Origin of the sequence: Stenotrophomonas panacihumi, assembly GCF_001431645.1 — a bacterium.
Lineage (GTDB): Bacteria > Pseudomonadota > Gammaproteobacteria > Xanthomonadales > Xanthomonadaceae > Stenotrophomonas_A > Stenotrophomonas_A panacihumi.
On record NZ_LLXU01000055.1, the window covers coordinates 51,284 to 65,521 of the forward strand.

Consider the following 14,238-nt stretch of genomic DNA (forward strand, 5'->3'; position numbering starts at 1 on the left):
ATACCGTGCACACCCATTCTTGACACCTCCCCCGGGGCGCACAGTGACTACGAATCGGAAGCCGTTGTTCCTTGCCATTTCCATGACCCTCTCCACGTTCGCGGTGCCGGCCATGGCCGCCGACGCGGCGGGCGCCGCGCCCGCGGCGACCGACCTGGACCGCATCGAGGTGCGTCCGCAGGTCGAATCGCAGGCGCGCGCGGTCGAACTCAAGCGCGATGCCCAGGCGATCCTGGATGCCGTGTCGTCCGACGCCATGGGCGATTACCCCGACAAGAACGTCGCCGAGTCGCTGCAGCGCCTGCCGGGCGTGAGCGTCACCCGCGACCAGGGCGAGGGCCGCTACGTGGTCATCCGCGGCCTGGACGCCAACCTCAACAGCGTCACCGTCGACGGCATCGCGATGGGCACGCCGGAAGATTCCAGCCGCTCCGCGCCGCTGGACGTGATTCCCTCCGATTCCACCGAGCGCCTGAAGGTCATCAAGTCGCCGACCCCGGACATGCCGGGCGATTCCATCGGCGGCGCGATCCAGGTCGAGTCGGTCTCGGCGTTCGACCGCGACGGCCGCAGCCTCCGCGGCAGCATCGAAGGCAGCCACCAGGCACTGAGCGGCAAGACCAGCCCGAAGGCCGCCTTCAACTACAGCGATATCTTCAACGACACCTTCGGCATCGCCGTGGGCGTGAACTACCAGGACCGCGAGTTCGAGTCCGACAACACCGAGGTCGAGTACGACGAGTACGACGAAGACCGCCCGGACGACCTGTTCGCCACCGAAGTGCAGCGCCGCAAGTATTACATCGAGCGCAAGCGCACTGGTGCGAACCTCAACCTCGACTGGCGCCCGGACGCGGACAACCGCTACTACTTCCGCTCGCTGTACAGCAAGTTCGAGGACGCCGAGACCCGGCAGAACACCGTGTTCGGCCTGGGCGATGGCGACGTCTCCAGCAACGGCGACGGCACTTACACCATCAGCGACCTGCCGGCCGACGCCATCACCAAGCGCGTGCGCTACCGCACAAAGAGCGAGGACACCCTGGCTGCCAGCTTCGGCGGCGAGAACCGCCTGACCGCCGCGACGCTGGACTACAAGGTCGGCTACACCAAGACCCGCGAGCGCGTGAACGACGAGAAGGAAGCGCGCTTCGAGTACGCCGGTGACGACATCGATTCGGTGCTCATCAACCAGAACCACCGCATCCCGACCCTGGACTTCTCCGACAACGGCTGGGAAAGCAACGACGATTTCGAGTTCAACCGTTTCGTGCTCTCGCCCAAGCAGGTCGACGACAAGGAACACAGCGCGCAGGTGAACGTGCGCTTCGACGGCGACAATTCCAGCTACAAGTTCGGCGTGCTCGGCCGCTGGCGCGACCGCATGGTGAACTCGGACGAAGAAGAGCTGCGCAACGGCCCGGACATCGACATCGGCCCGTGGACCACGTCGGCGCCGGACCACCGCGGCGGCACGCTGGGCGAGAGCCTGAGCTCCTCGGAGATGCGCCGCTACTGGGCCGCCAACGGCAGCGAGTACACCGCGCGTCCGCAGGATGCCGGCGCCAACGCCGTGACCCGCCTGTCCGAAGACTACACCGCCAGCGAAGACGTCCTGGCCGCCTACGCCATGGGCACCTGGGACATCGATGCGCTGCGCGTGATCGCCGGCGTGCGCGTGGAGAACACCCAGTTCGACGCCACCGGCAACAACGTCGACGTGGCCGACGGCGGCCGCAGCTACACCGTCACCCCGACCCGCGCCAGCAGCAGCTACACCAGCGTGCTGCCGGGCCTGCACCTGCGCTATGACGCCGGCGACGACTGGGTGCTGCGTTTCGCCGCGACCAAGACCATCTCGCGCCCGTCGTTCGGCGACATCGCCCCGCGCCTGACCATCAACAACGACGACGAGGAAGTGGACGTCGGCAACCCCGAGCTGGATCCGTACAAGTCCACCAACCTGGACATCTCGGTGGAGAAGTACCTGGGCGACAGCGGCATCGTCTCGCTGGGCCTGTTCAACAAGTCGATCGACGACTACATCGTGCAGACCTTTAGCAACGATGACCCGGAATACCCGGATTACGACGTCACCCGCGTCATCAACGGCGACAAGGCCAAGGTGTACGGCGCCGAGTTCAACTGGCAGCAGCAGCTGAGCTTCCTGCCGGAAGGCTGGGACGGCCTGCTGGTCGGCGTCAGCGCGACCTACCTGGACACGGATTTCGACCCGGGCCTGGCCGAGCGTGAAGGCGATGACTTCACCCTGCCGCGCGCCTCCAAGAACCTTTACAGCGCGCACGTGGGCTACGAGAAGTACGGTTTCAGCGCCCGCGTGGCGACCGTTTACCGCAGTTCGTACCTGGATACCATCGGCGACAGCAAGGCGTACGACATCTACGTCGCGCCGAACACGCAGCTGGACTTCAGCATGAGCTACCAGTTCACCGACGCAGTGAGCGTGTACTTCGAAGCGCAGAACCTGCTCGACGAGCCGCTGGAGCTGTACCAGGGCGTGCGTTCGCGCACGCTGCAGAACGAGGAGTACGGTCGCACGTACGCCCTCGGCCTGAAGGTGGCCCTGTAATGGGGCGGGGCCACCCGATCCGCGCCGCAGGCGCGATGCTGGCACTGGCGGGCCTGTTGTCCGCCTGTGCCTCCAACCCGACGGCGGCGCCGTCGTCGGTGAAGGCGGACCGTGAGCCGGACGAGCAGGGGGGGGAGCCCCTGCTGTCCAAGGCGCACGTGCCGCATGTGGTGATCAGCGAGACGTTCCTGACTCCGGCCGCGCCGGCGGACAACCTCGATTCGCCGGCCGCCTGGCGCGCGCCGGACGGGCGCCGCTGGATCATTACCACGGCCAAGGGCAGCCACCAGCTGGTGGTGTTCGATGGCGACAGCGGCGTGCGCCTGCGCGGCGTGGGCGGCAAGGGCACCGCCCTCGGCCAGCTTGATCGTCCGAACGGCATCTCGGTGGTGGACGACCTGGCGTTCGTGGTCGAACGCGACAACCGCCGCGTGCAGGTGTTCTCGCTGCCGGCCTTCGAGCCGCTGGCGGTGTTCGGCAGCGAGGTGCTGCGCGAGCCGTACGGCCTGTGGGTGCGTCCGCTGGACCGGGGCTACGAGGTGATCGTCAGCGACAACTACATGTCGCCGGCGAACAAGGACGTGCCGCCGCCGCTGGCCGAGCTGGGCCAGCGCTTCAAGCGCTTCCGCTTCGCGCGCGAAGGCGGCCAGTGGCAGGGAAAAGCCACCGGCAGCTTCGGCGATACGGGCGAGCAGGGCGCGGTGCGCATCGCCGAATCGGTGTATGGCGACGTCGCCAACGACCGGCTGATGATCGCCGAGGAAGACACCGCGGTTGGCACCCAGCTGCGCGAGTACGGGCTGGATGGACGCTACAAGGGCCGCAACATCGGTGCCAGGCAGTTCCAGGCGCAGGCCGAGGGCATGACGCTGATGCAGTGCGCCGATGGCAGCGGCTACTGGATCGCCACGGACCAGTTCAAGGACCGCAGCCTGTTCCATGTGTTCGACCGCCGCAGCCTGGCGCACGTCGGCGCCTTCAGCGGCCGCATCACCGCCAATACCGACGGCGTGTGGCTGGACCCCAGCGGCGACGCGCGTTTTCCGCAGGGCGTGTTCTACGCGCTGCATGACGACCAGGCGGTCGCCGCGTTCGACTGGCGCGACATCGCCAAGGCGCTGCGCCTGAAAGAGTGCGCGAAGTGAGTGCGCTCCATCGCCTGGGCGGGATCGCGCTGTGCCTGCTCGCGCTCCACGCCCCGGCGGCGCGGGCAGCCGCCGAGCCCAATACGCAGGTGCCGGCCGGCAGCCATCACTACGCGGCCACCGGCTTCCCGGACCGCATCGTCGCTTCGCCGGCGCAGGACGCCGCCCACGGCTTCGCCGTCGCGTGGCGCACCGACGCCACCGTGCGCGCGCCGCAGCTGCAGATCGTCGTGGCCGGCGACTCGCCCGACGTGGGCAAGCCGCGCGTGGTCAATGCGCGCACGCAGGAGCTGCGCAGCGAGAACGGCACGTCGCTGCACCACCGCGCCGATATCGACGGCCTGCAGCCGGACACGCTGTACGCCTACCGCGTGCAGGGCAAGGACACGTGGAGCGCGTGGAATCATTTCCGCACCGCCGCGCCTGCCGGGCAGCCGCTGACGATGCTGTACTTCGGCGACACCCAGAACAAGAACCTCAGCCTGGTCTCGCGGGTGATCCGCCAGGCCTGGCGCAGCGCGCCGGACGCGCGGCTGGCCGTGTTCGCCGGTGACCTGGTCAGTGGCGGCGACGGCGTGGACGACAGCGAGTGGGGCGAGTGGTTCGAAGCCGGCCGCTGGCTGCTCGAAGGCACGGCCGTGGCGCCGGCGCCGGGCAACCACGAGTACTTCGAGGAATTCGAGGACACCCCGCGGGAACGTCGCGTGCTCGGCGGCCACTGGCCGGTGACCTTCGCGCTGCCGGCCAACGGCCCGGCGGAAACCGCCAAGACCACCTACTGGTTCGATTACCAGGACGTGCGCGTGGCCGTCGTGGACGGCACCTCGGCGCTGGACCTGGGCACCGCGCAGGTGCAGGCGAAGTGGCTGGACAAGGTGCTGGGCGACAACCCGCATCCGTGGTCGATCGTGCTGATCCACCAGCCGTTCTACTCGCCGCGCGCGGATCGCGACAACGTCGAACTGGTCGAGACCCTGCTGCCGGTGCTGCGCAAGCATCGCGTGGACTTGGTGCTGCAAGGCCATGACCACACGTACGGCCGCCGCGGCGACGAGGGCGGGGCGGCCACGCCCGTGTTCATCGTCTCGGTGGCCGGGCCGAAGCAGTACCGGCTTTCGGACATGGCGCGACGCACGATGCGCCCGGTCGGCGAAGACACCCAGCTGTACCAGGTGCTGCGTATCGACCCGCAGCACATCGGCTACGAATCGCGCACCGCCACCGGCCGGCTGTACGACGCCTTCGAACTGCGCCGCGATGCATCGGGCAACAAGCGTCTGGTGGAGATCGAGCAGGGCCGCATCGCCCCGCGCGACTGCCCACGCGCGGCCAGCCCGAAGGGCCGCGAAGCACGTTGCTGGGAATGACACGACACCCGAGGAGCATCCCGATGAAGGCACGCCTTTCCCTGATCCCGCTGCTGGCGTTGTTGACGGCCGCGGCGATCGCCCAGGCCGACCCGTCCGTGCGGCATCCGTTCTATGCCGACCAGCCGAAGCAGGCGCCGGACGAAGTGGTGCTGGCGGTGGAGATTTCCGCCGGCAGCTTCACCAAGTACGAGATCAACGAGCAGGGTCTGGTCTACGTGGACCGCTTCCAGTCGATGCCGGTCGCTTACCCGGCCAACTACGGCTCGATGCCACGCACGCTGGCCGGTGACGGCGACCCGCTCGACGCGCTGGTGCTCACGCGCGAGCCGCTGCATCCGGGCGTGCTGATCCGCTTCCGGCCGATCGGCTACCTGAAGATGATCGACGGAGGGGAGCACGACGAGAAGGTCATCGGCGTGCCGACCGACAAGGTGGACCCGACGTATGCGGGCATTCGTGACCTGTCGGACCTGCCGGAGATCGAACGCCAGCGCATCGAGGCGTTCTTCCGTGTCTACAAGGACCTGCCGAGCGGCCGCAACCCGGTGCAGCTCAATGGCTGGGGGAATGCGGCCGAGGCACGCAAGCTGATCGAGGAATCGCTGCAGCGCTTCACCCAGCGGAAGCCGGAAAAGCCGGCTTCCGCCCGATAACCCGCGTTACGCCGCGGCGGCCTGCGCCTGCCGCGGCCCTTCGCGCAGCGCCTTGCCGACCATCTCGACCAGCAGGTCCAGTTCCTCGGCATCCATGGCGAAGTGCGGGGTGAAGCGCAGCGAGTTCTCGCCGCCGTGGATGACGTTCACGCCATGCCGGCGCAGCCATTCCTCGGTGGAGCCGGTGCCGTAGCACTTGAATTCCGGCGCCAGCTCGCAGGAGAACAGCAGGCCCGTGCCCTGCACCTTGGTGATCATCCCGCCCAGCTCGCCGCGCAGCTTTTCCAGCTTCTGCAGCGCCTGCGCGCCGCGCTCGCGGATGTTGGCGCGCACCGCGGGCGTGAGCATGGAGAGGGTGGCGCAGGCCACGTCCAGCGCCCGCGGGTTGCTGGTCATGGTGTTGCCGTAGCAGCCCTTGCGGTAGACCTGCGCGGTGGACGGCGTCAGCGCCACCACCGACAGCGGGTACTGGGCGGCGTTGAGGGCCTTGGAGTAGGTCTCCATGTCCGGCGCGTCCAAGGTCTCGAAGCCCGGGTAATCGGTGACCGAGAGCACGCCGTGCGCGCGCAGGCCGGCCTGGATCGAATCGACCAGCAGCAGGCTGCCGTGGTCGCGCGTCAGCTCGCGCGCGGCGGCATAGAACGCCGGCGGCAGGGCGCGGCCGGGGTCGCCTTCGCCCATCACCGGCTCCAGGAACACCGCCTCGATGAACCAGCCGTTCTGCGCGGCCTCGCCAAACACGCGGCGCAGCGCCTGTTCGTCATACGGGGCGATGGCGATGACCGAGTCCTCGCCGCGGTAGCTGGCCAGGTGCTGCACGTAGGTACGGCGGCTGGAATCCGAATACAGGCCCGGGCGGTCGGTGCGGCCGTGGAAGCTGCCCTTGACCACCACGCGCTTGATCGTCGCGCCGGCATGGCGCGCGCCCGGGTCGGTCTGCAGCTTGGCATTGATGTCCACGATGCGCGCGGCCAGGCCCACCGCTTCGGAGCCGGAGTTGAGGCACATGAAATGGCTGAAGGGGCAGCGCTCGCGGCGCTGGCCGATCTCCGCGCGCATCGCCAGGTCGAAGCGGCGCTGCGCCAGGCTGGGGGTCATGATGTTGGCCATCGCCTGCGGGCGGGCCATCGCATCGAGCACCGCCGCCGGGGTGTGGCCGAAGCCGAGCATGCCGTAGCCGCCGGCGTCGTACAGCACCGCGCCCTTGAGCGTGACCACCCATGGGCCGCGGGCGGCCAGGGCGATGTACGGGGTCACCGCATCGTGCGCGTAGAAGTTGATGAAGCCCCCTTGCACGGCCTCGACCTGGGCCTGTTCGTCCAGCTCCAGCAGGTCGGCGAACTCGTGCTTCTGGCGGGCGTATTCGGCCGCGGCGGCCGCGATGGCCTCGGCCAGGGCAGGGTGGGAGCCCGCCAGGCGTTCGACGGTGGCATCGTCCAGGCCTTCGGTCAGGCGGCGGCCGGCGTGGGCGCGCAGCGGCGCGAGCGGGGCGGTCTGGAACATGGCGGGTCTCCGTCGAAATGGGCGGTATGACCGTAAAGGTAACTGCTGGCCCTCGTCGGTTGGCAGCTGTGGATCGTGCATAATCGCCATTGTATATGGCGAATCGACGAGAGGTTTCGGCATTATGAAGCTCACCGAGGCCGACGAAGCCCTGCTGGCGGTCCTCCGCGAGGACGCCCGCGCCTCCACCGCGCAGATCGCGCGGCGGCTCGGGGTGTCGCGCACCACGGTGCAGAGCCGGATCGAGAAACTGGAGCGGCAGGGGGTGATCGGCGGCTACACCGTGCGCGTGCACGACGAGGTCGACCGTGCCTATATCCGCGCCCACATCATGATCACCGTGCTGCCCAAGCAGATGGCCCAGGTGGTGAAGGCGCTGCAGGCCATCCCCGAGGTGCGCGAACTGCATTCGGTCAGCGGCCCCTACGACCTGGTGGCCTTCGGCGTGGCCACCACGGTGGGCGGCATCGACGTGCTTACCGACCGCATCGGCGCGCTGGATGGCGTGGAGCGCACCACCTCGGCCATCGTGCTGGCGACCAAGTTCGAGCGCTGAGCCGACCAGTAGTTTTCCCGATGCATGCCGCCGGGCGGCGGGTGATGATCGCGCCGTATCCCAACGGAGCGCGCGACATGAAGCACACGGGGTGGGTTCGGGGCGTACTGCTGGTGGCCGGCGTGCTGCTGGCCTTTGCCGCGCAGGCGGCGTTCTCCAACAAGTGGCGGTTGAAGGTGGATGGCCATGCCTCCAGCGCCGGGACCATCCAGCTGAGCATCACGCCGGAAGGCGGCGCCGCACGGCAGGTCGATATCCCGGTGGCCAAGGACCTGCACGAGAACCACGTCGCGCGGCTGATCCGCGATGCCCTCAAGACCGCGCTGGGCAAGGGCTACCACGTCGAGATCGACGATGGCGAGGACGTGCTGGTCAAGCGCAAGGGCAGCCATCCGAAGCTGGACATCGTCATCGCCGGCAATTCCGCGCAGGGCATCACCGTGAAGGAACACACCGAGTAGCCCCGGCGGCGGGGACGGGCAGGGCCGGTACAATGGGCGGTCCTTTCCCCGCCATGCCCCCGTGTCCTTGAAGAAGTCGGACTTCCACTACGAACTGCCCGAGGCCCTGATCGCCCAGGCCCCGCTGGCCGAGCGTTCGGCTAGCCGGCTGATGATCGTGCCGCCGGCCCCGGCCGCGTTGCAGGACCGCCATGTGCGCGACCTGCCCGAGCTGCTGCAGCCCGGCGACCTGCTGGTGTTCAACGACACGCGGGTGATCCCGGCGCGGCTGTTCGGCCAGAAGGCCAGCGGCGGGCGGGTGGAAATCCTCATCGAACGCCTGCTCGGCGCGCAGCAGGCGCGTGCGCAGATCGGCGCGAGCAAGTCGCCCAAGGCCGGCGGGCGCATCGCGCTCGATGCCGGCGGCGAGGCCGAGGTGCTGGGCCGCGATGGCGAGTTCTACCTGCTGCGCTTCGAGGTGCCCGAGCCGCTGGAGCAGTGGCTGCTGCACGCCGGCCGCCTGCCGCTGCCGCCGTACATCCGCCGCGAGCCGGGCCTCGATGACCGCGAGCGGTACCAGACCGTGTTCGCCCGGGAGACCGGCGCCGTCGCCGCGCCGACCGCCGGCCTGCATTTCGACGAACCACTGCTGGCGCGCCTGCGCGAGCGCGGGGTGGAATTCGGCCATGTCACGCTGCATGTCGGCGCGGGCACCTTCCAGCCGGTGCGGGTGGAGTCGCTGTCCGACCACGTCATGCACCGCGAGTGGCTCAACGTCGGCGCCGAGCTGGTGGAGCAGGTGCGGCGCACGCGCGCGGCCGGCGGGCGGGTGATCGCGGTGGGCACCACCGTCGTGCGCTCGCTGGAAAGCGCCATGCGCGACGGCGAGCTGCAGCCGTTCGCCGGCGAGACGCAGATCTTCATCCTGCCCGGCTACCGCATCCGCAGCGTCGATGCGATGGTCACCAACTTCCACCTGCCCGAGAGCACGCTGCTGATGATGGTCTCGGCCTTCGCCGGCCGCGAGCGCATCTTCGAGGCGTACCACCACGCCATCGCCGGGCAGTACCGCTTCTTCAGCTATGGCGACGCCATGCTGCTGTGGTCGGCCGACGCGCCCACCGCCTGAGCCCCTTCCAGAATTCGACGCATTTCCCAGGTCTTCATGTCCCGACTCCAGTTCCAGCTCCAGACCACCGACGGCCACGCGCGCCGCGGCCGCCTCACCTTCCCGCGCGGCACGGTGGAAACCCCGGCGTTCATGCCGGTGGGCACCTATGGCTCGGTCAAGGGCGTGCTGCCGCACCAGATCCGCGAGCTGGGCGCGGAGATCATCCTCGGCAACACCTTCCACCTGTACCTGCGGCCGGGCCTGGACGTGATCGCCGACCACGGCGGCCTGCACGGCTTCACCCGCTGGAACGGGCCGATCCTCACCGACTCCGGCGGCTTCCAGGTGTTCTCGCTGGCGCACCGCCGCAAGATCACCGAACAGGGCGTGACCTTCGCCTCGCCGACCGACGGCGCGCGCGTGTTCCTCGGCCCGGAGGAGAGCATGAAGATCCAGAAGGTGCTCGATTCGGACGTGGTGATGATCTTCGACGAGTGCACCCCGTACCCGGCCACCGAGGACGTGGCGCGGCGCTCGATGGAACTGAGCCTGCGCTGGGCACGGCGCTCGCGCGACGCCCACGATGCGCTCGGCAATGACGCGGCGCTGTTCGGCATCGTCCAGGGCGGCGTGCACCCGGGGCTGCGCAGCCGCTCGCTCGACGGCCTGCAGCAGATCGGCTTCGACGGCTACGCCATTGGCGGGCTGGCGGTGGGCGAGCCGGAGCACGAGCGCAACGCGATGCTCGAACACCTGCACCCGCTGCTGCCGGCCGACCGCCCGCGCTACCTGATGGGCGTGGGCCGCCCGGAGGACCTGGTGGAAGGCGTGGCGCGCGGCGTGGACATGTTCGACTGCGTGATGCCCACCCGCAACGCCCGCAACGGCCATTACTTCACCGCCTTCGGCACCGTGCGCATCCGCAACGCGAAGTACGAGCGCGACCAGGACCCGATCGAGCCGGGCTGCGGCTGCCCGGCCTGCGCCGGCGGCTTCACCCGCGCCTACCTGCGCCACCTGGACCGCTGCAACGAGATGCTGGCGCCCATGCTCGGCACCCTGCACAACCTCTGGTACTACGAGAAGTTGATGGCCGACATGCGCGCGGCCATCGCGGCGGGAACCTTTGCCGCATTCAGGCAGTCCTTCTATGCCGCACGCGGTGCCCAGGCGCCGGCGCTGCCGGGGCAGGGCGGTTGACCTTTCCCGGCCCGCCGCGCCGCGGCGTGCGGGCCGTCGCCCCCATGGCATAATCGGGGGCTCTGCGCCCGGACGGGCGCTTTGAATTGAACGCGGGGCCGGAGTGCCGGCGCCGCGCCCAACCTAGGACGCAAAGATGAACCTGCTCGATTTCCTCATTCCCGCCGCCCAGGCGCAGACCACCGGTGGCGCGCCGGCCAGCGGCGGCAGCCCGCTGCTGACCTTCCTGCCGATGATCGGCCTGCTGGTGGTGATGTATTTCCTGATGATCCGCCCGCAGATGAAGCGGCAGAAGGAACACCGCGCCATGCTGGACAAGCTGAGCCGCGGCGACGAAGTGATCACCTCCGGCGGCATCGCCGGCGTGGTGTCCGAGGTCGGCGAGAACTTCATCACCATCGAAGTGGCCGACAACGTGCGCGTGCGCGTGCAGAAGGGCGCCGTCGGCAACGTGCTGCCGAAGGGCACGCTGAAGTCCGCCTGATCCGTTCCTTTCTCCTGATGCGTGGCGCCGGGGAGGCGCCGCGCGGGGTTATGCAATGCTTGAATTTCCTCGCTGGAAATATTTCCTGATCCTGGCCGTGATCGCGATCGGCGTGCTCTACGCACTGCCCAACGCGTACCAGAAGGATCCGGCGGTGCAGATCACCGCCAACCGCGACGGCGCGCTCGACGACGCCCTGCGCAACAAGGTGCAGGCGCAGCTGGCCCAGGCTGGCGTCACCGCCAAGTCGGTGGCCGTCGAAGGCAACAGCATGATGGTGCGCCTGCCCAACCTGGAAGCACAGAGCAAGGCGAACAACGCCCTGCGCACCAGCCTGGGCGAGAACTACACCGTCGCGCTCAACCTGGCCTCGACCGTGCCGAACTGGCTGGCCCGCCTCGGCGGCAAGCCGATGGTGCTGGGCCTGGACCTGCAGGGCGGCGTGCACTTCGTGCTGCAGGTGGACCAGAAGGCGGCGCTGGAAAAGCGCGTGGACGCCTACGCCGAAGACATCCGCGTCACCCTGCGCGACAACCGCATCGCCTACCAGTCGGTGGAGCGTCGCCCGGACAACAGCATCGTCGCCACCCTCAGCCCGTCGGCCGGTGCCGATGCGGCCGACCGGGCGCGCGTCGCGCTGGCCAAGACGCAGCCGACCCTGAGCTACGACGTCAGCGGCAACCGCGTGACGGTGACGATCCCGCAGCAGGAACTGGCGCAGATCGCCGGCAGCGCGCTGGAGCAGAACATCACCACGCTGCGCAACCGCGTCAACGAACTGGGCGTGGCCGAGCCGATCATCCAGCGCCAGGGCGAGGACCGCATCGTGGTCCAGCTGCCGGGCGTGCAGGACACCGCCGAAGCCAAGCGCCTGATCGGCGCCACCGCCACGCTGGAGTTCCGCTCCGTGGTCGATGGCGACGCGCAGGACGCGCAGCGCACCGGCCGCGTGCCGCCGGACGCCAAGCTGTACACCGTGCGTGGCAGCGGCCAGCCGGTGCTGTTGAACAAGCGCGTGCTTGCCTCCGGTGACCAGATGGTCAACGCCAGCGTCTCGACCGACCAGAACGGCATGCCCGCGGTGAGCATCACGCTCAACAACGCCGCCGGCCAGCGCATGTTCGACTTCACCAGCGCCAACGTCGGCAAGCTGATGTCGGTGGTCTACATCGAACGCATCCCGACCGTCACCATGGTGGACGGCCAGGAAGTGCGCAGCGTCAAGGTCAAGGAAGAGGCGCTGGCGCCGACCCGCATCGCGGGCGTGTTCGGCAAGAACTTCCAGACCACCGGCCTGGAGAAGAGCGAGGCCGAGAACCTGGCCAAGCTGCTGCGCGCCGGTTCGCTGGCCGCGCCGATGGACTTCGTCGAGGAACGCATCATCGGCCCGAGCCTGGGCGCGGAGAACGTCGAGCGCGGCATCACCGCGGTGCTCTACGCCTTCGTGTTCACCCTGGCGTTCTTCACCATCTACTACCGCATGTTCGGCGTGATCACCTCGGTGGCGCTGCTGCTGAACCTGCTGATCGTGGTGGCGGTGATGTCGATGTTCGGCGCCACGATGACGCTGCCCGGCTTCGCCGGCCTGGCGCTGTCGGTGGGCCTGTCGGTCGACGCCAACGTGCTGATCAACGAGCGTATCCGCGAAGAACTTCGCCACGGCGTGCCCCCGAAGGCGTCGATCGCGGCCGGCTACGAGAAGGCCGGTGGCACCATCCTCGACGCCAACCTGACCGGCCTGATCGTGGGCGTGGCGCTGTATGCCTTTGGCACCGGCCCGCTGAAGGGCTTCGCCCTGACCATGATCATCGGCATCTTCGCCTCGATGTTCACCGCGATTACCGTCTCCCGCGCGCTTGCCCAGCTGATCTACGGCTACCGCAAGAAGATCAAGTCCGTGGCCATCTGACCGGGTGAGAAAGAATCGATGAAAATTTTCCCGCTTCACATCATCCCGAACGACACCAAGATCGACTTCATGCGCTGGCGTCATGCCGTGCTGTGGCTGATGCTGGCCGTGTTCGTCGCCTCGCTGGTGGTCATCGGCCTGAAGGGCTTCCAGAAGGAGGCCTACGCGCTGGAGTTCACCGGCGGCACCGTGGTCGAAACCCGTTTCGACCAGCCGGCCAATGTCGACCAGGTGCGCGAGAAGCTGGCCGCGGCCGGCTTCGAGAACGCCCAGGTGCAGGGCTTCGGCGGCGGCAACGAGTTGATGATCCGCCTGCAGCCGCATGGCGAGAACAGCAACGCCGAGGGCGACAAGACGGTCTCGGCGCAGGTGCTCAAGGCGATCAACACCACCGAGAACCCCGCCACCGTGCTGCGTACCGAGTTCGTCGGCCCGCAGGTCGGCGCGGACCTGGTGCGTGACGGCATCTACGCCACGCTGTTCATGCTGGTGGGCTTCCTGATCTACATCGCGTTCCGCTTCGAGTGGAAGTTCGCGGTGGTGGCCAGCCTGACCGCGTTCTTCGACCTGATCGTCACCGCCGCCTACATTTACGGCACTGGCCGCGAGTTCGACCTGACCGTGCTGGCCGGCCTGTTGTCGGTGATGGGCTTTGCGATCAACGATATCATCGTGGTGTTCGACCGTGTCCGCGAGAACTTCCGCGGCCTGCGCGTGGAGCCGCTGGAAGTGCTGAACCGTTCGATCAACCAGACGCTCTCGCGTACGGTGATCACCGCGGTGATGTTCTTCCTCTCGGCCTGGGCGCTGTACCTGTACGGCGGCACCTCGATGGAAGGCCTGGCGCTGACGCACATGATCGGCGCGGTGATCGTGGTGGTGTCCTCGATCGTGGTGGCGGTGCCGATGCTGTCGATCGGCCCGTTCAAGGTCACCAAGCAGGACCTGCTGCCGAAGGCCAAGGACGTGGAGGCGCTGGCGCGCCGTCCGTAAGCCCGCCTTCGTCATCGTTCCAGGAGAGAGCCGCGCGCAAGCGCGGCTTTTTCTTTTTATGCCTTTGGAGGATCTGTCGCATGGCTGGGAGGGCCTGCGCGTGATTCTCTTGGTGCACCCAAAGGAGGTGCGCCGCCATGGAAACAGGGCAAGGGTCGCGATGGATACCTGTTGCAGCCGCAATCGGGGTGTTGATCCTGACAGGAGGCTTTGTTGCCTCGCGATACCTGACGTCCTCGCAGGCGCCAGAGGGACAGGTTGGGCTCCCCCTGGCTCAGGTGGCG

12 protein-coding genes are annotated in these 14,238 nt (G+C 68.3%); 11 read left to right on the forward strand and 1 reads right to left on the reverse strand.

Translation table 11 applies throughout. The annotated features are described in order from the left end of the window. Window positions 1–82 precede the first annotated feature (82 nt). Genes ARC20_RS04285 through ARC20_RS04300 form a run of 4 tightly spaced genes read left to right on the forward strand, consistent with a single transcriptional unit; the run spans window position 83 to window position 5,758 of the window. Window positions 83–2,590: a TonB-dependent receptor gene (locus ARC20_RS04285; protein ID WP_057644849.1), complete on the forward strand. Its 2,508-nt coding sequence runs from the start codon at window positions 83–85 to the stop codon at window positions 2,588–2,590. Next, complete coding sequence (locus tag ARC20_RS04290; protein ID WP_237642499.1) at window positions 2,590–3,735, forward strand: phytase; 1,146 nt, start codon at window positions 2,590–2,592, stop codon at window positions 3,733–3,735. Before ARC20_RS04285 ends, ARC20_RS04290 begins: the two co-directional genes overlap by 1 nt. Then, window positions 3,732–5,102 (forward strand): purple acid phosphatase family protein, encoded by a 1,371-nt coding sequence (locus ARC20_RS04295; protein ID WP_161809466.1) that lies wholly within the window; start codon window positions 3,732–3,734, stop codon window positions 5,100–5,102. Before ARC20_RS04290 ends, ARC20_RS04295 begins: the two co-directional genes overlap by 4 nt. Further along, window positions 5,099–5,758, forward strand: a complete 660-nt coding sequence (locus ARC20_RS04300; protein ID WP_057644856.1) for an inorganic diphosphatase — start codon at window positions 5,099–5,101, stop codon at window positions 5,756–5,758. Before ARC20_RS04295 ends, ARC20_RS04300 begins: the two co-directional genes overlap by 4 nt. Before the next feature lie 6 nt (window positions 5,759–5,764). On the opposite strand, the gene ARC20_RS04305 is transcribed toward ARC20_RS04300, so the two are convergent. Then, on the reverse strand, window positions 5,765–7,261 hold the full coding sequence (locus ARC20_RS04305) for an aminotransferase class III-fold pyridoxal phosphate-dependent enzyme (protein WP_057644859.1): 1,497 nt from the start codon (window positions 7,259–7,261) through the stop codon (window positions 5,765–5,767). A gap of 124 nt (window positions 7,262–7,385) precedes the next feature. Between ARC20_RS04305 and ARC20_RS04310 the strand changes: the two genes are divergently transcribed. The 7 genes from ARC20_RS04310 to secF all read left to right on the forward strand — a co-directional run bounded on the left by ARC20_RS04310 (window position 7,386) and on the right by secF (window position 13,954). Further along, window positions 7,386–7,817 (forward strand): Lrp/AsnC family transcriptional regulator, encoded by a 432-nt coding sequence (locus ARC20_RS04310; protein ID WP_057644862.1) that lies wholly within the window; start codon window positions 7,386–7,388, stop codon window positions 7,815–7,817. A gap of 77 nt (window positions 7,818–7,894) precedes the next feature. After that, complete coding sequence (locus ARC20_RS04315) at window positions 7,895–8,278, forward strand: hypothetical protein (RefSeq protein WP_146165822.1); 384 nt, start codon at window positions 7,895–7,897, stop codon at window positions 8,276–8,278. Window positions 8,279–8,345: 67 nt separating this feature from the next. Beyond that, window positions 8,346–9,386 carry a tRNA preQ1(34) S-adenosylmethionine ribosyltransferase-isomerase QueA gene (gene queA, locus ARC20_RS04320; RefSeq protein ID WP_057644869.1) on the forward strand — a complete coding sequence of 347 codons (1,041 nt, stop codon included), beginning with the start codon at window positions 8,346–8,348 and terminating at the stop codon, window positions 9,384–9,386. 36 nt (window positions 9,387–9,422) lie between these two features. Next, window positions 9,423–10,568, forward strand: coding sequence for a tRNA guanosine(34) transglycosylase Tgt (tgt, locus tag ARC20_RS04325; protein ID WP_057644872.1), 1,146 nt, complete (start codon window positions 9,423–9,425; stop codon window positions 10,566–10,568). Window positions 10,569–10,704: 136 nt separating this feature from the next. Further along, complete coding sequence (gene yajC / locus ARC20_RS04330) at window positions 10,705–11,052, forward strand: preprotein translocase subunit YajC (RefSeq protein WP_057644875.1); 348 nt, start codon at window positions 10,705–10,707, stop codon at window positions 11,050–11,052. A gap of 55 nt (window positions 11,053–11,107) precedes the next feature. Continuing rightward, window positions 11,108–12,961: a protein translocase subunit SecD gene (secD, locus tag ARC20_RS04335; protein ID WP_057644876.1), complete on the forward strand. Its 1,854-nt coding sequence runs from the start codon at window positions 11,108–11,110 to the stop codon at window positions 12,959–12,961. Between the two features lie 18 nt (window positions 12,962–12,979). Continuing rightward, on the forward strand, window positions 12,980–13,954 hold the full coding sequence (gene secF, locus ARC20_RS04340; RefSeq protein WP_057644879.1) for a protein translocase subunit SecF: 975 nt from the start codon (window positions 12,980–12,982) through the stop codon (window positions 13,952–13,954). Window positions 13,955–14,238: the final 284 nt, after the last annotated feature.

What these genes read in the sequence shown, in the direction of transcription:
- ARC20_RS04285 (WP_057644849.1), top strand. Translation starts at nt 83, where the DNA reads ATGACCCTCTCCACGTTCGCGGTGCCGGCCATGGCCGCCGACGCGGCG.
- ARC20_RS04290 (WP_237642499.1), top strand. Translation starts at nt 2,590, where the DNA reads ATGGGGCGGGGCCACCCGATCCGCGCCGCAGGCGCGATGCTGGCACTG.
- ARC20_RS04300 (WP_057644856.1), top strand. Translation starts at nt 5,099, where the DNA reads ATGACACGACACCCGAGGAGCATCCCGATGAAGGCACGCCTTTCCCTG.
- ARC20_RS04305 (WP_057644859.1), bottom strand. Translation starts at nt 7,261, where the DNA reads ATGTTCCAGACCGCCCCGCTCGCGCCGCTGCGCGCCCACGCCGGCCGC.
- ARC20_RS04310 (WP_057644862.1), top strand. Translation starts at nt 7,386, where the DNA reads ATGAAGCTCACCGAGGCCGACGAAGCCCTGCTGGCGGTCCTCCGCGAG.
- ARC20_RS04315 (WP_146165822.1), top strand. Translation starts at nt 7,895, where the DNA reads ATGAAGCACACGGGGTGGGTTCGGGGCGTACTGCTGGTGGCCGGCGTG.
- tgt (WP_057644872.1), top strand. Translation starts at nt 9,423, where the DNA reads ATGTCCCGACTCCAGTTCCAGCTCCAGACCACCGACGGCCACGCGCGC.
- yajC (WP_057644875.1), top strand. Translation starts at nt 10,705, where the DNA reads ATGAACCTGCTCGATTTCCTCATTCCCGCCGCCCAGGCGCAGACCACC.
- secD (WP_057644876.1), top strand. Translation starts at nt 11,108, where the DNA reads ATGCTTGAATTTCCTCGCTGGAAATATTTCCTGATCCTGGCCGTGATC.
- secF (WP_057644879.1), top strand. Translation starts at nt 12,980, where the DNA reads ATGAAAATTTTCCCGCTTCACATCATCCCGAACGACACCAAGATCGAC.